This is a genomic window from Bradyrhizobium sp. 2TAF36, assembly GCF_052114925.1.
GTDB classification, from domain to species: Bacteria; Pseudomonadota; Alphaproteobacteria; order Rhizobiales; family Xanthobacteraceae; genus Bradyrhizobium; species Bradyrhizobium barranii.
In genome coordinates, this window is record NZ_JBFRFR010000111.1 from 1 (window position 1) to 18,575 (window position 18,575).

An 18,575-nucleotide genomic window follows, 5' to 3' on the forward strand; every position below is an offset into this window, starting at 1 on the left:
GCTCAGATAGAGGACCTGCGCAAGACGTTCTCGCATTGAACCAGACCATCAAACTGTCATCGCCGTTTCCTGGCGAAATCATGTGATTTCGGGTTCGGCGCTTTTGGCTGTTCATCAGACGTGGCTGGCGCGCCTGGCCCGCCAAAGGGATATTTTAGCGCGATGGCTTCCCCGTAGGCCGAATACCGGGCTTACAGAAATCGAAGTCGAGACCGCGCTCAGCTGYGCTAAAGTCCGCTGCCTCGCCCTCCGACCCCAGCGATCAGTCGACACGCCAACAATTCAAGTCGCGAAGCGCCCTGTCCACCCAAGACGCATCGTGAGCCCGCCTTTATGTTCTCAATCTGCTTTTGCTCAGCCTGATACTTGGCCGTGGCGCCCTTCAGCACCTCGTCGACATCGTCAAACGAGACCCCAAGAAGGCCGTCGTCGTCGCCGACAATGAGATCCCCCGGCTCAATTGCCATGCCGTCAATCGCTACCGAGACATTGATCTCGCCAGGACCATTCTTGTAAGGCCGCGATGGGTAACGCCCGCCGCGTACACGGGAAACGTCTGCCCCCACGGATGAAGCCGGCATCCCGAATCGCTTCGTCGATAACGATGCCTACAAGGCAGTTCTTGATCATCCGCGTGAGCATCATCTCGCCGGTGACCGCGGACCGAGCCAGCGGGTGAGGCACTGGAGTTGCAGCGCCCGATGCCGGACGGCCCACTACGGGTCTCGCCCGCAACATAAAGGAAGATTCCGCCGGATCGGCGACGTAGAGGACGGCGACATGTGATCGCGCCACCGCGCTGGAGCTTCTTGCCCCCTCGCTTGATGCAAAGATCGGGGAATTCCCTCGACGGCCTGGCGAGTGACTGAAAGGTCGGGGCGCGTAACGTTTCTCGTCGGCGAAGACTATGTCAGTCGGTCAGGAACGTATGGTCTCTGTTATCCGTGTTCTGGGCGCGCGGCCTAGAAACGCCGAAGCCACGAGTCCGGGCTCCCTTCTCCGTCCACCACCGTGCCGCTTCTAGGTTTTCCACAGCCATTCRCACGGCCCGGCAAACGCGCTTAGAGGCGCGACGGGAGCCAACGTGGGTTTGCTGACGATTTTTGGTGGGCGAACGGTCAGCCGCGGCTCCATGCGTCCGTTCGGCGCCTTATCCCGCTTGTCCCCGCCTATGTCCCAGCATGGTGATCGCCCGACTAAAGGACCATCGTCGTCCATGAAAAAATGAAGTGCAGCATTCCAAGTTTTCGGGCGAGCCTGAATCGAAGTCACAAATCACGCCCTCAGAATAGCAAGCACGTCGTTTGGATCAGATGAATAAAGACCCGGGTATCAGTGCAGCAAGGGGGCGCGCCTCGTTGATCGACTTGGTTAACGCCGCCACCTGGAAGTTGTCTTGCCACCCGATCGTGGAGACATGATGCTCGACGTGCATCAAATTGCGGCTGCTCTTGGGGGACAGGTGACGGGGACCGACACGGTCAACGTTCCTGGACCGGGCCACAGTCCTGCAGATCGCTCGCTTTCCATCAAGGTCGCGCCGGATGCGCCGGAGGGCTTTGTCGTACACAGCCATGCAAATGACGACCCCATGTTGTGCCGCGACTACGTTCGCCAGCGGCTCGGGCTTCCTGATTGGCGCTCCGCAAGCGCGCGTAACTGGCAACAGGCAGCTAAATCTCAGGTGCCAGATCAGGCTAAGTTGAAGAGCCTCGCTCTAAAGATTTGGGATGAGAGCACCAACCCGATCGGTACCGCTGTCGAACACTATCTCAGCGATCGTCGCGGCCTTGCCCTCCCGCCGGAATTGGCCGGCAACTCCATCCGTTTTCACCCGAAGCTGTACTTCGACCACCACACGCATTTGCCCGCCATGGTTTGCCTTTGGCGTTCGATCGACACGGCCGAGCCCTGTGGCATTCTTCGTACCTGGCTCGATCCTAAGGACAACAAGAAGGTCAGCCGGAAGAACCTCGGTCGAGCCAGCGGCGCGGCAATCCAATTCGATAAGGCAACGAGCTGTCTTACGATCGGAGAAGGCGTCGAGTCCGTGTTGTCCGCGCGTGCCGCTGGCTATTCGCCTGCATGGGCACTCGGCTCCAGTGGATCGGTTAAGTCGTTTCCCGTGCTCAAGTCATTGAGCGAACTCGTCATCCTTGAAGAAAACGATCAGACGAGTCCGCCAGACGTCGCGATCTGCTCGAACCGCTTTCTCGAAGCCGGTCTCGCGGTCACCATTATCGCTTCGAAGGTTGGAAAGGACTTCAACGACGCATGGAGGGCGGCGCAATGACCGTCAAAAACCTGTTGTCGGTGCGAAAAATGGAGCCGTCGTCCCGGCCGTCGCGAAACGCGACTTCCTGGCTTAGCAAGTGCATCGTCGACGAGAAGGGTCGCATCATTCCCAATGTTGCGAACGTCGCCCTTGTGATGCGCAACGCGCCTGAACTCGTTGGTCTCTTGAGATACGACGAAATGATGCAGGCTACGTACGTCTGCAGGCCCATCCCGATTTACGATGGACCGATGTCCAATGATCCTCATTGGAAGCGCCACCCCCTTTCCGATGTCGATTTGACGGCTATTCAGGAATGGCTCCAGTTTTCGGGGATGCGCCGTGTTGGAAGAGATACGGTGTATGACGCCGCCCAGCGTGTCGCCAGGAAACTCGCCTTTCACCCGGTGCGGGACTACCTGAATCAGTTGATTTGGGATGGCCGTGATCGCCTATCGTCCTGGCTGTCCTATTACTGCGGGGCAGAACAATCGGACTATGCCGCGCAAGTTGGCCGTCTGTTCATGATTTCCATGGTCGCTAGAATTTTCCAGCCTGGCTGCAAATCCGACTACATGCTGATTTTGGAAGGACAGCAAGGTATCAGCAAGTCGACCGTATGCAAGATTCTGGGCGGCGAATGGTTTTCCGATTGTTTGCCCGATGTCGCCAACGGCGGCAAGGATCTCCTCATGCATTTGAGTGGCAAATGGCTGATCGAGATCGGCGAGCTCAGCGCAATGAGCAAGGCGGATTCAAACAAGCTCAAGGAATTTATCACCCGCGAGAGCGAGGTTTATCGTCGGCCGTACGACCGTCTTGAAACCGAGCAAAAGCGGCAGTGCGTCTTCATCGGCACCACGAACAAGTCAACCTATTTGAGAGATGAAACCGGCGCTCGTCGCTTCTGGCCCGTGACCACGACGTCAATCGATACCGATGCTCTCAAGGCTGATCGTGATCAACTCTTTGCGCAGGCCACGGCAGAATACCATCGCGATAAAAAATGGTGGCCTGACAGCGACTTTGAGAGAGAGCGTATTGCGCCTCGCCAGGAAGCTCGGTACGACGCCGACGTATGGGAAGATTTGATCGTCTCTCACTGCAAGACCATTGGCAAAGCCATGATCTGGGAGATCGCGCGAGACGCGCTTCGATTAGATGTCGCGAAGATCACTCGAGCGGACCAGAACAGGATTGCCGCGATTCTTGAGCGCATTGGCTGGGTTCGCCTCAGCAAGGACTCGAAAGGTAACCGCTACTGGGCACCAGACAGCACCGCCGCCCTGAAGAGAAGCGGGCCGGACAGCTACTAGCTACTGCATTCTCGCAGCACACAATTTCAAGCCTCGGGGATCCCCCGAGGCCTTTTTCGCTTTGGACCGGTGTTCTTGTTACGACCGAGACGTATTGCTCAATTGGATGGAGTGCGCCTGCCCACTCAAAGTGGAAGTAAGAGTCCATGAAAAAGAAAAGGGCCTACGGCGCACCACGGCCAACACGGCGGACTTCTCTATTGATCTGTAGTACGCGTCTTCGCTAATCATATGGGAATGTCCGCCGTAGTCCGCCGTGCGCCGTGGCGCTTCAATCGCACGCAGGCACTGACCCAAAACGGGACACCCCCAGTCACTTCTTTTTTCATGGAAGGTTATAGCGAGTGTCGCTGTGACGGAGCGGTGGAAAACCCCCTTTACCCAGCCAAAACGTAATTTACGCAGGCTCCTCGCCGACCATCGCGAGCAGCGACGCCTGAGCCTCGGTATAGGCCTTGTCGCCGGGATGTCGCGGCCTGGCCGGCGGCGGGTTGAACGTGACGCCGGGCAGCGGCAGGGGGTTGCGGCCGTTCAGGTATAGCTCGATCAGGGCCTCGTGGAGCCCGTAGTCGCACATGTCGGCATTAAGCGCCATTCGCTCGATCGCGGGGCGATCCGAAGCGCCAATCCTTCCAGTACCGAGAATGCCGCGGCCGCGGAACTCGGTAGTTCGCCCATCGGTTAGTGCAACGGTTTGTTCGCGCGGCGTACAGACTCAAGGTTCACCATGGATGTGATCGTTACACCCGCAGAGGGAGGCACGGTTTGGCAGCTGACGGACCTGCTCGGCCGCTCGATGGGGCGCATCACGGCAAGCGCTCCCCGTCAATTCATGATCTATCCGGGGGGGGCCACGCCTCGGAAACTATGGCCGGCATACAGCGGGGGCCGCACGCCTCGCTCGACGCCGCACTGGCTGAGATCGAAAGGCACACYCGGGGCGTCTGCCGACGCAATCCTGGCGAAGATCAGCTTTAGACAGCGCCCAACAATCCAGCTCGTCGCTAGAGTATCTACCGCGAGAGGATTTATGTATTTTACAAGTAACACCCTGATCTTGCAGCTCAATGTCCATGCGTCGCGACCGACCTCAAGCGCCCAGATTGCCTGATGACGGGACCATCGGTTCCGGTAGAAGGACTTGTGGATTTTCGCGAGAGGACCGAGGCGAATGTGGGCTCCGGCGATGTCACCGCTCGATCATTTGCGGTGCCGTGTTCGCCGAGATCTTTTGGCGGCTGGGCTTGACGCAACCCTGACAGTGCGGAGGGAACCCGCTTGAGCCGCTTGGTCATCGTCTCCAACCGTGTCGCCTTGCCGGGGGAAGCTGCGCAGCGCAGCGGCGGGCTTGTGACCGGCCTCGTCGACGCTCTGCATCAGGCTGGAGGCTTATGGTTCGGGTGGAGTGGCAAGCTTGGAGAAACAACACCAGAGCCGAACGTTTTTGAGACCGAGGGAGTGACGTACGCTACCGTCGATCTTACCCGCGCGGACCATGACGGCTACTACAGCGGCTTCTCCAACGCGGCACTGTGGCCCTTATTCCACTATCGCCTTGACCTCATGAACTTTACCCGCCGGGACTTGGCCGCCTATCGACGGGTGAACGCCCTGCTCGCCGACGCCCTCGCGCCCCTGCTCAGGCCGAGTGACCTCGTCTGGGTGCATGACTACCATCTGATCCCGATGGCCGAGGAACTTCGCCGCGCCGGGGCCACACAACGGATCGGGTTCTTCTTGCATACGCCGTTTCCGGCGTTGGGGGTGCTGGCGACCCTTCCTCACTACAGCGACCTGCTGAAATCACTGTGCGCTTACGATCTCGTCGGCTTCCAGACGGTGGAGGATTTGACCGCCTTCCATGACGCCATCCTTCGCCGCGCAGGCGGCAAGGTTTCGTCCGATGGCCACGTTCACGCCTTCGATCGGGATCTACGCGCCGGCGCCTTCCCGATTGGTATCGATACTGAAGCCATCGCCGACATGGCCGGTCGCGCTGTGAAATCCCGAACGGCACGCCGGCTGCAGGAGAGTCTCCGGGGGCGCAAGCTCATCATTGGGGTTGACCGGCTCGATTACAGTAAGGGACTCGAGCACCGGTTCAAAGCGTTCGCCGCCTTTCTCGACGGCTATCCCGCGTACCGCAACCACGTCCGCTTCCTGCAGATCGCCACCGCAACGCGCAGCGACGTTCCTGAATACCGTGCGCTGCGGCAGAGGCTCGGTGCGCTGGCAGGCGACGTGGCCGGTCGCTTCGCGGAACTCGATTGGGCACCGATCCAGTATTTGAACAGGAGCTTTTCGCAGCGCTCGCTCGCTGGCTTCTTTCGGCTCAGTCGCGTCGCTCTTGTCACTCCGTTGCGCGACGGAATGAACCTGGTTGCCAAGGAGTATGTCGCTGCACAGGACCCCGATGATCCCGGCGTGCTCATTCTCTCACCCTTCGCCGGCGCGGCCTATGAACTCGGCGCTGCCGTGATCGCCAACCCGTATGACCCCGACGCCGTCGCCGAAGCATTGCAGACAGCGCTGGGGATGCCACTTGGGGAGCGATGCGAGCGTTGGCGGACCATGATGGCGGTACTACGCCGCAATAGCATTGCGGCGTGGCGCGAGAGTTTTCTTGGCGCTCTTAGCCGCTAACTTGGGATGTCGTCCGGAACGTAGCATCGGTGCAGCAAGTCGCGATAATCTCGTTCGTCAACGAGGTTGCCCCAGTCCGCCGATAAGGTGTTACTTCGAAATCATCTCCCCGGCGGAAATGATCCACGAGTGACGGGACCACTTGCATCCGCTTCATCGTCGCGCTGAACCAGATAGACCAAAGGCAAGTCGCCCACAGTTCTCCGCTTTCGCGTCAACGCAGTACACTTCTTCTGCTTCCCATCCCAAAGCGGTCCGTACCGGATCGTCATACCCTCTTAACTGTGGATGCAACGAATGACCAACGAGCAAGGCCACAAAGTGCACCTAAGTCCCGAAGATCAGGAGCGGTTGCGAGAACTTCGGGCACAAAAGCCAGCCCGCAACGTACCCAAGCTCGCACTGACGCCGGGCGCGATGCTTGCCGACCGGGTTGCTGAAACAGTTGGTTCTTGGCGCTTCATCATCATCCAAAGCGTCCTACTTGGCATTTGGATCATTCTGAACATGATAGCGTTCATCAACCATTGGGACCCTTATCCCTTCATCTTGCTGAACTTGGTTCTTTCTTTCCAAGCAGCCTACGCAGCGCCCATCATCATGATGAGCCAGAACCGTCAATCCGAGATTGACCGCAGGCACGCAGAACACGACTACCGAATAAATGTGAAGGCTGAACTCGAGATCGAATTGCTGCACAACAAGATTGACGCCTTGCGTGAGCAAGAAATCTTGCAGCTACTCAACATCATTCAGCGTTTGTCCGCGCACCTTGCGCCCGAGCTTGTCGCGGCTATCGAGGCCGAAGCGGTGCCGGGTAAGACCTAGGCGGTGACGACCTTGTCTGTCATGGACCAGAAGGGAAGCGGGAAGCACTGATGTTTATCGGGCACGAGATTTTCATTCCCGCTCTATCGTCGAGGTGTCAGTTAGAGGGCACTTGTAGCGCTGACACCTTCGAGGCGACGCCAAGTTCGACCGGATCCGTTAGTCAAGGCACAGGCTGCTCGCGATGTTCCTGAAGCAGTTCTTCAAGTCGTTTTTCGCACCACGTGAACACCGTCGCCTCGGCCAAGGCAACGGCCTCAGTGCGGGGGCATCTGAGGCCGCTAAGCCTTCCGCCGGGCATTGGGGCAAAATGTCGACCGGTCAGTGGGCTTGGTTCTCGAAGATAAGATCTCCGATTGCGGAGGACCAAGAAGTCCCAAGATCAATCGTTCCGGCCGTTTGAGAATATTGCCTGTCCTAACTTGGGCAATATTCGAAAGGCTCAGGACGTGCCCCTCCGCCCTCGGGGCTCACCGCCGGCACTGACTTGCCATTTGGCGGAAGCGATGACTTCGGTGCGTCGCCGTCTTTGGGTAGCGCTCGGACAAGCAATCCGCTCGAGCGACCCCAACGACGAGGTCAAAAAAGGTACATCCGAAAGCGATGCCGGCAATCCTCACTACTATCGAGGAATATGAAATCTGGATGCGCGCGCCCTGGGAGGAGGCCAAGGCGCTGCAGCGACCGTTGCCGGACGGCGCACTGAAGATCGTCGCGACAGGAGAAAAGGAAGACCCCGCCGGATCGGCGACGTGACCGAAGAACGACGTAGCAGGCTGGGCCCCAAATATGCGTCGCTCAAGGCCGCCGACGCTCGGCCCGTTCGATAGGACGCGGGCGCGCTACGTCTGATCAATGCTGCCCTAGGTCAGGCGGAGCGACGGCCAGTCATTTCCACAGCGAGCAGCAGCGCTGCGCGGCTCGCGCTGATGGACGCAATGCCCTGCCCGGCAATATCATAGGCGGTGCCGTGTGCAGGCGTGCAGATCGGGAACGGGAAGCCGCCGAGCAGGGTCACGCCGCGATCGAACCCCATCAGCTTCATCGCGATCTGACCCTGGTCGTGGTACATCGTCAGCACCGCATCGAAGGTGCCGGCCTTGGCGCGCAGGAACACGGTGTCGGCAGGAAACGGACCCTCCACGGCGATGCCCTCGCGCTGGCCGGCTTCGACCGCGGGCGCAATGATGTCGATCTCCTCGCGGCCAAAATTACCGCCGTCGCCGGCATGCGGGTTGAGCCCTGCGACCGCGATGCGCGGACGCGCGAAGCCGGCGTTGCGCATACAGTTGTCGGTCAGCGTGAGCGCGCGGTGGATGCGCCCGCTGGACAGCTTTGCAGCGACGTCCTTGAGCGGAATGTGCGAGGTGACGCGGGCATTCCAGAGCTCGCCCAGCACGTTGAATTCGCTGGCCGGGGTCTTCAGCCCCGCGACTTCCGCCGAAAACGCGATCTCGTCGTCATAATCGGCGCGAGCATACCGCATCGCCTGCTTGTTGAACGGGGTGAAGCAGACGGCATCGACGCGGCCGTCGCGGCCGAGCTCGAGCGCGTGCCGATAGTTCGTCAGGGCGAATTTTCCGCCCGCAGGGGTCGCGGTCTTCGGTTCGACCTCCTTGGGATTGAGATGGCCGAGATCGACGAACAGCGCATCGCCCTGCGCCGCGCGAAGGTCGGCGCCCTGCACCGCCATCCGGAACTGCGGCTTGACGCCGGCGACGCGCGCGCCTTCGTCGAAGATGCGCCGATCGCCGATCACGACCAGCCGGGCCCGATCGCGGATCTCGTCGAGCGCCACAAGCTTTGCCGTCAGCTCGGGGCTGATGCCGGCGGGGTCTCCCATGGCGAGGGCAACGAGCGGCTTTGCGGTCATATGGTCACCTTTTCCTGGCTTGGCGTCTTGGCGGCGGGCGATGCGGGCTTGCGCCAGAGCCGTGCGATCTGCAGCACGAGCGGAAGCAGCAGCAGGGCGATCCCGGCGAGCACGAGGCTCGTCACCAGCTTGTTGGCAAAGAATATCCCGAGCGATCCCTTGGACATCAGCATCGACTGCCGGAACGCGTCCTCGGCCTTGTCGCCGATGACGATCGCCAGCACGAGTGGCGCCAGCGGATAGAATAGCTTCTTGAAGAGATAGCCGACGACGCCGAAGCCGAGCATCATGACCACGTCGAGATAGGAGTTCGACACTGAATAGGCGCCGACGACGCAGATGATCACGATCAGGGGCGCGATGATTACGAAGGGAATCCGCATCAGCGCGGCGAAAACCGGCACGGTGAGCAGCACCAGCGCGACGGCGACGATATTGCCGACATACATCGAAGCGATCAGGCCCCACACAAAGTCCTTCTGGTCGACGAACAGCATCGGCCCGGGATTGAGGCCCCAGATCATCAATCCGCCCATCATCACGGCCGCGGTGGCCGAGCCGGGAATGCCGAGCGAGAGCATCGGCAGCAGTGCGCTGGTGCCGGCAGCATGATCTGCCGTCTCCGGCGAGATGATGCCTTCGACCTCGCCCGTGCCGAAGTGTCGGCCGCGCCGCGAGAAACGGCGGGCGATGCCATAACTCATGAAGGACGCCGCGGTCGGGCCGCCCGGCGTGATCCCCATCCAGCAGCCGATTGCCGCGCTGCGCAGCAACGCAACGCTGTGCCGCGGCAGGCGCCCGACCGCGCGAAACACCTCGCGCCAATCGATCTTCGATGAGACGGCGCGGGCATGAAACTCCTCTTCGACGGCGACCAGGAGCTCGCCGATGCCGAACAGGCCCATGACTGCGACGACGAAATTCACGCCCTTCACCAGCTCGTCGACGCCCATGGTGAGGCGCACGCTGCCTGAGACGGTGTCGATGCCGATGGCGGCGATTGCAAATCCGATCGCCAGCGCCACGACGGTCTTGATCGGTGCCGCGCCGCCCATGCCGACGAAACTCGCAAAGGCAAGGAAATACACCGCGAAATATTCCGGCGGCCCGAAAGCGAGCGCGACCTGCGCCACCCACGATGCGAGAAATGTGATCAGGATGACGCCGACCAGCGCGCCGAATGCGGCCGAGCCAAAGGCGGTGGCAAGCGCCGTGGTCGGCCGGCCGTCGCGCGCCATCGGGTAGCCGTCGAAGGTGGTTGCGACCGACGACGGCTCACCGGGGATGTTGAACAGGATCGAGGTCACGGAGCCGCCGAACAGCGCCCCCCAATACATGCTGGAGAGCAGAATGATCGCCGACACCGGCTGCATGCCAAAGGTCAGCGGCAGCAAAAGCGACACGCCGTTCGGTGCGCCAAGGCCCGGCAACACGCCGACGAGGATGCCAAGCAGCACGCCGATCACCATCAGAACCAGATGCGGCATGGTGATTGCGATGGTGAAGCCGTGCAGGAGTTCGTGGAGGTTGTCCATCGTTCCTCCCTCAGAACCCGAATGCGGCGGCGAGCGCACCGTGCGGCAGCGACACCTGGAACATGCGCTCGAACACCACGTAGAGTCCAAACGAGGTCGCGACTGCCATCATCGACGAGCGAAACAGGGATTGATGCTTCGGCAGCGCGAGCACCGCGAAGACATAGACGGCCGAAGCCAGATAGATCCCGGCCAGCGGTATCGCCGCAACGAAAGCCGCTGCCGGCACAAACAAGCCTGCGAGCCGGCGCAGCTCGAGCGGCGTGATGGCGACCGGGACACTCGCGAGCGTGACACCCGGCAGGGCGCAGCGCGCCAGATTGTAGAGGCTCCCGAGCAAGATGATGACGCCGGTCAGGAACGGGAAGGTGCCGGAATCCACCCCCGTACTCGACCAGCCGATGCCGTTGTCGAGACTGGAGACGACGACCGCGACACCAAAGCTGCCGGTGAGGAATGCGGTCGATAGTTCGAGAGCGCGGCGCGATATCATCAGCGGCTCCAGCCGGGCGCGGGATAATGGGACATTATTGCCTGGCGGCTCGCCGTCTCACTTGATTAGCCAGCCCTGCTCGCCTGCAACCTGCTTGAGGTGTTCGAGATCCTCCTTGATGAACTTGTCGAAGGCATCACCGATCAGGAACGTGTCCACCTGAGACGTCTTCTCGATGTAGTCCTTCCATTCCGGCGTCGCCTGCACCTTCTTCATGAGGTCGATGTAGAACGCAGCCTGGTCCGGCGTGACCTTGCCGGGCAGCCAGACCGTCCGCGGCTGCTCATATTGCTTGATGTCGAGGCCCTGCTCGACGCAGGTCGGCACATCGCTCCAGCCTTCGGTCGCGGTGACCTTGGCGCCCTGAGGCAGCCGCTTCGGGCTGAAAACACAAAGCGGGCGCTGCGTGCCGCCGCGCCATTGCCCGACGCTCTCGCTGGGATTGTTGACGTGAGAGTCGAGGTGTCCGCCGGCAAGCTGCACGGCGGTTTCGGCACCACTCTTGAAGGGGATGTAGGTCAGCTTCACATGACCGGCCTTCTCGATCATGCGGGTGAGAACTTCATCCGTGTCCTTTGACTGCGCCCCACCCATCTTGAAGTCACCCGTTGCGGCGGCCTTCAGATAGTCGCCTGCGGTCTTGTAGGGCGAGTCCTGCTTGACCCAGAGCAGGAATTCGTCCTGCGCCATGGCGGCGATCGGGGTCAGATCGGTGTAGTTGAAGGCGACCTTGGAGACGAGCGGCTGCTGCCAGGCATTCGACGTTCCGAAGATCACCTTGTAGGGATCGCCGGCCGACGCCTTGCCGTAGACATAGCCTTCCGCACCGCTGCCGCCGGCCTTGTTGACRACGACGATCGGCTGATCCGTCAGCTTGTACTTGGTGATGATGTTCTGCACCGCACGGGCGATATTGTCGGTGCCGCCGCCCGGCCCGGCCGTGGCCACGAACTCGATCGGCTTTTGCGGTTGCCATGCCGCGAGCGCCGGCACGGTGCCGGCAAGTACGGCTGCAGCCGCGGACAGCAGAAGCTTTGACGTCCCACCCATGATCTCCTCCAGCTTTTTATGTTTTGCTTTATTTGCCTATCGACGTCCGGTCAGGCGACGCGTTCCTCGCGTCTTCCTGGGGCCAGAACGATTGCGCCTTCTTTTGCCAGCGCTTCGATCTGCTTCTGGTCGAACCCGTACTCGGCCAGCACCTCGCTTGTATGCTCACCATAGACCGGCGCGCCCGTGCGCACTTTGCCTGGGGTCTCCGAAAACTTGACGGGAAGCCCGATCGTCTTGACGGGACCGAGCGTCGAGTGCTCGACCTCGACGACCATCTCGCGTGCCAGCGTCTGTGGATCGCTGAGAGCTTCCAGCATGTCGTGCACGGGTCCGCACGGCACGCCGTTCTCGTCCAGCGCCGCCAGCCAATGCGCCCGCGACTTGGTGCGGAAACGCTCGCTCAGGACCGCTTCGAGCTCCTCCAGGTTCGCCATGCGGTCGGCACCGTTGACGAAGCGCGGATCGGCGGCCAGTTCGCTTGCGCCAAGCGCTTCCAGCATCAAGAGCCAGTGCTTCTTGTTGGCGCCGCCCACAACGAGCCAGCCATCCGAGGCCTCGAACGCCTGGTACGGCGCGTTGAGCGGATGGGCCGAGCCCATGGCGCGCGGCGCGGTGCCCGCGGCCAGCGCGATCGTGGACTGCCAGTAAGTTTGCACCAGCGCGGCCTCGTAGAGCGAGGTCTCGACCCACTGCCCTTCGCCGGTCTTGAGGCGGTGCGTGTAGGCGGCCAGAATGCCCATGCTCGCGAGCAGGCCTGCGGTGATGTCGGAAAGCGGCGGACCGCATTTGACGGGCGGGCCGTCGGGGCGTTCGCCGGTAAAGCTCATGATGCCGCTCATGGCCTGCGCGACGAGGTCGAAACCGCGGCGGTGCTTGTAGGGACCGGTGCGGCCAAAACCCGAGAGCGAGCAGTAGATCAGCGTTGGATGCTGCTTGTGTAGCGCCTCATAGCCGAAGCCGAGGCGCTCCATGGCGCCCGGCGCAAAATTCTCGACCAACACGTCGGCGCCTGCGATGAGCCGCCGCAGCACCTGTTTGCCGTCTTCGGTCTTGAGGTCCAGCACGATGCCGCGCTTGTTGCGGTTCATCATCAGGAAGGAGGCCGCCTCATCGCCGATCTTCGGCGGCACCGAATGGCGGGTATCGTCGCCGTTCGGCGATTTCTCGATCTTGATGACGTCGGCGCCCATGTCGGCGAGCATCAGGGTGCAGGTCGGCCCGGCCATGACATGGGTGAGATCGACGACCTTGAGGCCGGCCAGCGGTCCCGAACGACGTGAGGTGGATTGCGATCGATCGCTTTGCATCGGGGCGTCCTATCGACCGCGCCATTGCGGCGCGCGCTTGTTGAGGAAAGCATCGAGCCCTTCGCGAAAATCCTGGCTCGTGTAGCACATGAGAATGAGGTCTTCGCCCTCGTCGCGCGTCAGCCGCTTTTGCAGGCGTGCGACCGCCTGCTTGGTTGCGGTCAGTGTCAGCGGCGCGTGACCGGCCAGCAGCCGGGCGACCTCGTCGGCGCGCTTGTCGAGCGCGGCGATGTCATCGACGACCTCGCCGAGCAGCCCGACGCTGGCGGCCTCCGTGGCATCGACGAGACGCGCGGTGAAAATCAGATCCTTGACGCGCGCCGCGCCAATCAATGCGGTGAGACGGCTGACATTGGACATCGACAGGCAATTGCCAAGCGTCCGGGCGATCGGAAATCCGATCTTGGCGCTTTTGGTACCGATGCGCAGGTCGCAGGCTGCGGCAATGCCCGCCCCGCCACCAGTGCAAAACCCGTTGATCGCGGCGATGGTCGGCACGCGGCACTGCTCGAGCGTGGAGAGCACGCGATCGATCCGGTTCTCGTAATCGATCGCGTCCTGCGGCGTCTTGAATTCGCGGAACTGGTTGATGTCGGTGCCCGAGGCAAAGGCCTTGTCGCCTGCACCGCGCAGCACTAGCACCTTGATCGAGTGATCGGTGTTGGCCTCTTCGCAGATCGCGGCGAGCCGCTCGTACATGGCGAAGGTGAAGGCATTCCGCGCCTGCGGGCGGTTGAAGCTGATCCGCCCGATGCCGTCCTGGCGTTCAAAAAGAAGGTCTTCCGTCTCCGCGGCTTGGTCCATTTCCTCGTATCCTCGTTGTTTTTTGTATTTTTGAATGCAAAAATTTAGATTTTCAAGCTATAACTTCAACTCCTTCGCAGCTTAGTTCGCTTTTGCATGCAAAATAGAGATGGATCCCATGCTTCATGAGGAGGTCGTCGGTCGCATCCGCGCCATCCTGCTCGACGGGGAAATCCCGCCGGGCGCGCGGATTCCCGAGCGCGAGCTGTGCGAACGGCTCCAGATCTCGCGCACGCCGCTGCGCGAAGCGCTCAAGGTCCTCGCCGCCGAAGGGCTGGTGCAACTCCTGCCCCATCGTGGCTCGCGCGCGGCAAGGCTGACCGACAAGGACATGCGCGACCTATTCGAGGTCTGTCAGGGCCTCGAAGCGCTCGCCGGCGAGCTCGCCTGCGAGCGCGTCACCGATAACGAGATCGCGGAGATCGCCGCGGCGCACGCTGCGATGGTGCAGGATTATCGCGAGGGCGATTTGATCCAGTATTATCGCGGCAACCGCGCCATCCACGAAGCGATTGTCACTGCGGCCGGCAATCCCGTGCTCACGGTGCTCTACGCCTCAGTGACCGCACGCATCCGCCGCGCCCGATACGTCACGCCGATGACGCCGCTGCGCTGGGCGTTCGCCGTCAGCGAGCACGAAGCCATCCTGAACGCGCTGCAGCGCCGCGACGGCGTCGGCCTCTCCCACATCCTGCGCACGCATCTGCGCCACAAGCGCGAAGAGGTTCTGGAAGCAGGGTTCGTCGAAACGGACGGCAATGATGTCATCCGCGAAATCGCGTAAGGTATCCCATCGACATGGTTGGGTTTCTTTTGCCCGCCGAAGCGTCACTCGCGATCTGGCATTAGAGTCGCAATTCCCGACCCGGCATCGAAGGCAGCCTTTGCCAGCAGCGGCAGAAGCACCCATGCCTGACGAAGCTCGTTATTCGAGGCGGAACGGGAGCGCTTCGCGCACCCAGGTTGGACTTTCTGCATYCCAAAAAACGTGGGGTTGCTTGCAAGTTTCATGAGCAAGGCGTCCTGGCCCTGGCCAAGTTGTATCGCGCCATGCGCTGAACCGCGATATCGGGCTTTCGATAGCGAGCACAGCCTTCACGAAAGGATCGAAGCTGGTCGACGAAGAGCAGTTTGGCCCCGTGCTCCCGCTGATCAAATATTCCGATAAGAACGACGCGATCCGCCGCGCCAATGCCACGACCTACGGTCTCGGCGCCTCGGTCTGGTCGTCCGACATCAACGGCCGCTCTCGCCTGCTACGACTTGAACACCTTCGTGGTGTCTGGATCGACGAATTCCCGATCTTTCTCGACGAGTGTCGACGCGCTTTGCCTCAGAAAACGTTAGCTAACGAGCTCCGCCAAGCGATCGAGATCCAGTCGAGATGGTTGAACTTGAGCGCTACCCGCATCGAGCCGTGAACGAGCTTCAAGTGTCCAATCGTATTCGACACCGTAGAGCTCTCAAACTTCGTCACGGGCCTCAATTTGGTCTTACCTGGACCGCTTGGCCCCCACCAGAACCGGACAGCTGATCGAGACCGTGCGGTTCAAAGCATCGATTGTCTGCTGCAACCTCATGATCATGGCGCGTTCGGCCTCGATCGTCTGCCTGGTGCTATCGACCGCCGGCGGGCCGATGTCACCAGTCGACATTTCGCCGGAATCAAGCAGGCGGATTCGGTCGTGAGCGAGATCAATCAGATTCTGAAGCTGTTCGGTCCAATGAGTGGGCATGCTGAAACTATTGCGAGGTAAGTGTGATTCAAAGTGTGAGGACGATTCCCTAATCAAATATTGCGTCACTGACCCGGAAATTTCCCGGGTTGACGTCCGCGGGATCGGGGTGCCAGTCAACCCGATCACTCCGAAAGCAAATGGCTGCCGATCGCTCGGCCGCCCACCGGAAGAAGATATCCTGTGGTGCTGAAATCGCCAGCCCCGGTGCGCTCGGCAATCTAGCGTGAAGGTGCGCCGCGCGCGATTCCGGTTATCTACTGTGCGCCGAAAGTCGCATGAACCGTTGCTCACCCGGAAATTTCCCAGGTTGACGGGTGACCGACCAACCGCCATCGCTCGGACAATGCAGACGATCTGGTCTTACTGGGCTCACGACGGCCACTTCTACGTCGTTTACCTCTGCCCTGGCTCGCCGGAGTCGACGTGCGTGTGGATGGTCGCATAAGCTCGGGCCGGCCGGCGCCAAGATCGTGGCGCTATGGCCTCCCCGATCGCGGGTTGATGGTCGACGCGCGCTGTTGGCGAGGTCGCATGAGGCGAGACGCACAAACCGCAGTCCGTTCCCATGCGAAGGCCGCCGGCCTGTCGCGATCGGGCCTCGTCCTTCACGCCTTGGCAGGCCTGTGCGGAATATTGACGATGTCCGGCGCCGCTTGAGTGCTTTCCTGGAACAAGGCTTACGTCGACAAGCGCGGCTCCGGAGTCAAAGGCATTGGCCACAATGCCGCTGCCGCAAGATAAATAGCGGGAAGCCGCTTCGCTCCCCCTCGGAGGATTGCTGCATTTGCCGCCACGTCACTTCTTCAGCGCTTTCACTTAGCGTGTCCGCGGCATTTTGCAAACACCGTTGACGCCGCTTCGTGTTTTGAGGCGCACTTCTTGCCGTTCTTCAGCGCCTTTGCGGTGGTGCCTTCCGCGGTCTGCTCCCATGATTGGACGGCACAGGGTTGCCGCATCGCATGGAGAATTCCATGCGATGCGATCCCTGAATCCTTGCAGGGCCTCACGCCGCCTTCGCAGCCTTGTCTGCTGGGGCGGTATCCATGGCGCGCATGTAGAGATCGAGCAGTGWCTCGCGCTCGTCGCGCTCGTCCTGGTCCTGCTTGCGCAGCTTGATGATCTCCTTGAGGATCTTGACGTCGAAGCCCTCGCCTTTGGCTTCCGAAAAGACTTCCTTCTTCTGCTCGTTCAACTCCTGCAGCTCGGTGTCCAAGTTCTCGATCCGCTCGACGAAGGAACGAATTTTTCCGCCGGGAATGGTGATGTCTGACATGGTGCCTCCTTGCTGAATGAGGCCGTGAAAATGAGAGCAAAGAGATAACCAATCCCTTAACCTGGGCCCGTTTGAAGCAGCTAGTCAGGGTATTGATCAGGACGCTCGGGAACCTATCGCGCGCCCTCCTCGCGGTAGCCTGCCAACTCCGCCCGGTTCGGTGTTCTACCGAGCCCCGGACCGGATCTAGGTCAGGCCTTTGCCAACAATTCGCGAGACCTCTGCCTCATCGCCTCGTTTTCAAGATAGACGGTCCCGTTTGCTATGCTTCGGCTCGTGATGCGAACGTTGGCCTGAGTCACTGCTTCGGCAGTGAAGCGGTGAATTGTCCCGTTCTCCAGCCCAAACATATCACCCGCGAGATGGAACGAGTTGATTTGTCGGCGGCCGTCGGAGAGCATCTTGTAGGTCCGGATTGCACCGGAGACCGGATTGGGTGCAGCGGTCATAGAGGTCACTCTCAGTTACAAGCGCGCGAAGCCGAAAATTTTAAGCTAAGACGATTCCGGCGCGCCTTGTTGATGCAAATCAAGCTCGCCAAACAGGAGAACTGGTTGCAGCTAGGCTCGCTTTTGGCGCAGATTGTCCGTCAAGATATAGATGCTGATCAGGGCGACCCAGGCGGGCAATATCGCAAAACTCCAGCTGATGTAGTAGCTGCCGATCAGAAGCGTCGCAGCGAGCAAGTACCCAATAAAGGCGATCCAGCGCGGCGCGAGGCCGGTGTAGATCACAACGGTTGACATGGAGATCATGAAGACCGCCGCCATCTTGATCGCATACACATTCATGACGACCAGGTGCGCTACGCGCGCGATCCATGCGTGCCACACCTCCGACTTCATGGGGTCTTCCGAACTTCGCACGGAACGGACGGCGTGCAGCGCCTTGGGGCATGCCTCGCAGCCAGGGAAATCAAACGCGCTTGCATCAGGTGGCCTTCATGTCGTTTTCGGCGGGCGCAACTCGCTGTTGGTCCAAGCTTGAAAGTCCGGAACCTGCATTGGATCGATGTCGTCGCGCCTGATACACCGAAACTTGCGACCGCCTGTCTTGACGATCACGAAGTGCATCGGCTTACCGCATTTCGGACAGATCGGGCTGGGAGAGTTTTTGGGCATGGCTACTCACGCTGAAAAGGCGCGAGTCTTCTGCTCACAGTCATCGGATAGCTGCCGAAGATAGGCCGATGATGGAACACGCTAGTTAACTATTGTGACAGCTGCATCAAGAAAGAACGGGACTACGTATTGTTACGTAGCCACTCTTTCTGGGGCATTCACAACGGTAAGCGTCGTTCTCAGGCCACGGCTTTGAGGTCGTGACGGCAATAGGCCCACGGAAGCAGCTCATCGATGTTGCTGTTTGGATGGCCGTTGACGATCCTGGTGAGGGCATCGGTCAGATAGGCAAGCGGATCGACATCGTTCAGCTTA

At 60.7% G+C, this 18,575-nt stretch carries 17 protein-coding genes and 3 pseudogenes; 7 read left to right on the forward strand and 13 right to left on the reverse strand.

The genetic code is table 11. The features are described 5' to 3' along the window. Positions 1 to 227: 227 nt before the first annotated feature. Positions 228 to 467: a hypothetical protein gene (locus AB4Z51_RS39860; protein ID WP_244623470.1), complete on the reverse strand. Its 240-nt coding sequence runs from the start codon at positions 465 to 467 to the stop codon at positions 228 to 230. Positions 468 to 473: 6 nt separating this feature from the next. Further along, positions 474 to 581: pseudogene (locus AB4Z51_RS39865) on the reverse strand (hypothetical protein); the annotation flags it as partial. 836 nt (positions 582 to 1,417) lie between these two features. Here AB4Z51_RS39865 and AB4Z51_RS39870 point away from each other — a divergent pair. Both AB4Z51_RS39870 and AB4Z51_RS39875 read left to right on the forward strand, forming a co-directional pair. After that, complete coding sequence (locus tag AB4Z51_RS39870; RefSeq protein ID WP_441499299.1) at positions 1,418 to 2,293, forward strand: DUF7146 domain-containing protein; 876 nt, start codon at positions 1,418 to 1,420, stop codon at positions 2,291 to 2,293. Beyond that, positions 2,290 to 3,591 carry a virulence-associated E family protein gene (locus AB4Z51_RS39875; protein WP_244623466.1) on the forward strand — a complete coding sequence of 434 codons (1,302 nt, stop codon included), beginning with the start codon at positions 2,290 to 2,292 and terminating at the stop codon, positions 3,589 to 3,591. The genes AB4Z51_RS39870 and AB4Z51_RS39875 overlap by 4 nt, the downstream gene beginning before the upstream one ends. A 397-nt stretch (positions 3,592 to 3,988) precedes the next feature. On the opposite strand, the gene AB4Z51_RS39880 is transcribed toward AB4Z51_RS39875, so the two are convergent. After that, positions 3,989 to 4,186, reverse strand: coding sequence for a hypothetical protein (locus tag AB4Z51_RS39880; RefSeq protein ID WP_135217013.1), 198 nt, complete (start codon positions 4,184 to 4,186; stop codon positions 3,989 to 3,991). Positions 4,187 to 4,869: 683 nt separating this feature from the next. Between AB4Z51_RS39880 and AB4Z51_RS39885 the strand changes: the two genes are divergently transcribed. From AB4Z51_RS39885 to AB4Z51_RS39895, 3 genes and pseudogenes are all read left to right on the forward strand, one after another. Beyond that, complete coding sequence (locus tag AB4Z51_RS39885) at positions 4,870 to 6,234, forward strand: alpha,alpha-trehalose-phosphate synthase (UDP-forming) (protein ID WP_441499300.1); 1,365 nt, start codon at positions 4,870 to 4,872, stop codon at positions 6,232 to 6,234. 297 nt (positions 6,235 to 6,531) lie between these two features. Next, on the forward strand, positions 6,532 to 7,062 hold the full coding sequence (locus AB4Z51_RS39890; protein WP_441499301.1) for a DUF1003 domain-containing protein: 531 nt from the start codon (positions 6,532 to 6,534) through the stop codon (positions 7,060 to 7,062). Positions 7,063 to 7,647: 585 nt separating this feature from the next. After that, positions 7,648 to 7,818, forward strand: a pseudogene (locus AB4Z51_RS39895) (SOS response-associated peptidase); the annotation flags it as partial. A 112-nt stretch (positions 7,819 to 7,930) separates the two neighbouring features. Here the strand turns inward: AB4Z51_RS39895 and AB4Z51_RS39900 are convergent. From AB4Z51_RS39900 to AB4Z51_RS39925, 6 genes are read right to left on the reverse strand one after another with little or no spacing between them, the layout of a single operon-like run. After that, positions 7,931 to 8,935 carry a 4-hydroxythreonine-4-phosphate dehydrogenase PdxA gene (locus tag AB4Z51_RS39900; protein ID WP_441499302.1) on the reverse strand — a complete coding sequence of 335 codons (1,005 nt, stop codon included), beginning with the start codon at positions 8,933 to 8,935 and terminating at the stop codon, positions 7,931 to 7,933. Beyond that, positions 8,932 to 10,470 carry a tripartite tricarboxylate transporter permease gene (locus AB4Z51_RS39905; RefSeq protein ID WP_135217008.1) on the reverse strand — a complete coding sequence of 513 codons (1,539 nt, stop codon included), beginning with the start codon at positions 10,468 to 10,470 and terminating at the stop codon, positions 8,932 to 8,934. Before AB4Z51_RS39905 ends, AB4Z51_RS39900 begins: the two co-directional genes overlap by 4 nt. A 10-nt stretch (positions 10,471 to 10,480) precedes the next feature. Further along, entirely contained in the window at positions 10,481 to 10,963 is a 483-nt protein-coding gene (locus AB4Z51_RS39910) for a tripartite tricarboxylate transporter TctB family protein (protein ID WP_135217007.1), read from the reverse strand. A gap of 57 nt (positions 10,964 to 11,020) precedes the next feature. Then, positions 11,021 to 12,013, reverse strand: coding sequence for a Bug family tripartite tricarboxylate transporter substrate binding protein (locus AB4Z51_RS39915; protein ID WP_135217006.1), 993 nt, complete (start codon positions 12,011 to 12,013; stop codon positions 11,021 to 11,023). A gap of 50 nt (positions 12,014 to 12,063) precedes the next feature. After that, positions 12,064 to 13,323: a CaiB/BaiF CoA transferase family protein gene (locus AB4Z51_RS39920; protein ID WP_441499303.1), complete on the reverse strand. Its 1,260-nt coding sequence runs from the start codon at positions 13,321 to 13,323 to the stop codon at positions 12,064 to 12,066. Positions 13,324 to 13,332: 9 nt separating this feature from the next. After that, complete coding sequence (locus tag AB4Z51_RS39925; protein WP_135217004.1) at positions 13,333 to 14,127, reverse strand: enoyl-CoA hydratase/isomerase family protein; 795 nt, start codon at positions 14,125 to 14,127, stop codon at positions 13,333 to 13,335. 118 nt (positions 14,128 to 14,245) lie between these two features. Here AB4Z51_RS39925 and AB4Z51_RS39930 point away from each other — a divergent pair, with 118 nt between their 5' ends. Next, positions 14,246 to 14,911 (forward strand): GntR family transcriptional regulator, encoded by a 666-nt coding sequence (locus AB4Z51_RS39930; RefSeq protein WP_193560937.1) that lies wholly within the window; start codon positions 14,246 to 14,248, stop codon positions 14,909 to 14,911. A 295-nt stretch (positions 14,912 to 15,206) separates the two neighbouring features. After that, a complete protein-coding gene (locus AB4Z51_RS39935; RefSeq protein WP_441499305.1) occupies positions 15,207 to 15,548 on the forward strand; it encodes an aldehyde dehydrogenase family protein in 342 nt (113 codons plus the stop codon). A 1,321-nt stretch (positions 15,549 to 16,869) separates the two neighbouring features. Here the strand turns inward: AB4Z51_RS39935 and AB4Z51_RS39940 are convergent. From AB4Z51_RS39940 to AB4Z51_RS39955, 4 genes and pseudogenes are all read right to left on the reverse strand, one after another. After that, positions 16,870 to 17,139, reverse strand: coding sequence for a DUF2312 domain-containing protein (locus AB4Z51_RS39940; RefSeq protein ID WP_441499304.1), 270 nt, complete (start codon positions 17,137 to 17,139; stop codon positions 16,870 to 16,872). A 269-nt stretch (positions 17,140 to 17,408) separates the two neighbouring features. Beyond that, positions 17,409 to 17,567: pseudogene (locus AB4Z51_RS39945) on the reverse strand (helix-turn-helix domain-containing protein); the annotation flags it as partial. Between the two features lie 132 nt (positions 17,568 to 17,699). Then, positions 17,700 to 17,984: a hypothetical protein gene (locus AB4Z51_RS39950; RefSeq protein ID WP_135217002.1), complete on the reverse strand. Its 285-nt coding sequence runs from the start codon at positions 17,982 to 17,984 to the stop codon at positions 17,700 to 17,702. Between the two features lie 455 nt (positions 17,985 to 18,439). Further along, on the reverse strand, positions 18,440 to 18,575 hold a 136-nt coding region (locus tag AB4Z51_RS39955; RefSeq protein WP_441499306.1), incomplete at its 5' end, for a transposase domain-containing protein.

Bases quoted from the DNA above. Each gene is read 5' to 3' on its own strand.
- AB4Z51_RS39860 (WP_244623470.1), bottom strand. From the start codon at position 467: ATGGCAATTGAGCCGGGGGATCTCATTGTCGGCGACGACGACGGCCTT.
- AB4Z51_RS39870 (WP_441499299.1), top strand. From the start codon at position 1,418: ATGATGCTCGACGTGCATCAAATTGCGGCTGCTCTTGGGGGACAGGTG.
- AB4Z51_RS39875 (WP_244623466.1), top strand. From the start codon at position 2,290: ATGACCGTCAAAAACCTGTTGTCGGTGCGAAAAATGGAGCCGTCGTCC.
- AB4Z51_RS39880 (WP_135217013.1), bottom strand. From the start codon at position 4,186: ATGGCGCTTAATGCCGACATGTGCGACTACGGGCTCCACGAGGCCCTG.
- AB4Z51_RS39890 (WP_441499301.1), top strand. From the start codon at position 6,532: ATGACCAACGAGCAAGGCCACAAAGTGCACCTAAGTCCCGAAGATCAG.
- AB4Z51_RS39900 (WP_441499302.1), bottom strand. From the start codon at position 8,935: ATGACCGCAAAGCCGCTCGTTGCCCTCGCCATGGGAGACCCCGCCGGC.
- AB4Z51_RS39905 (WP_135217008.1), bottom strand. From the start codon at position 10,470: ATGGACAACCTCCACGAACTCCTGCACGGCTTCACCATCGCAATCACC.
- AB4Z51_RS39910 (WP_135217007.1), bottom strand. From the start codon at position 10,963: ATGATATCGCGCCGCGCTCTCGAACTATCGACCGCATTCCTCACCGGC.
- AB4Z51_RS39920 (WP_441499303.1), bottom strand. From the start codon at position 13,323: ATGCAAAGCGATCGATCGCAATCCACCTCACGTCGTTCGGGACCGCTG.
- AB4Z51_RS39925 (WP_135217004.1), bottom strand. From the start codon at position 14,127: ATGGACCAAGCCGCGGAGACGGAAGACCTTCTTTTTGAACGCCAGGAC.
- AB4Z51_RS39930 (WP_193560937.1), top strand. From the start codon at position 14,246: ATGCTTCATGAGGAGGTCGTCGGTCGCATCCGCGCCATCCTGCTCGAC.
- AB4Z51_RS39950 (WP_135217002.1), bottom strand. From the start codon at position 17,984: ATGAAGTCGGAGGTGTGGCACGCATGGATCGCGCGCGTAGCGCACCTG.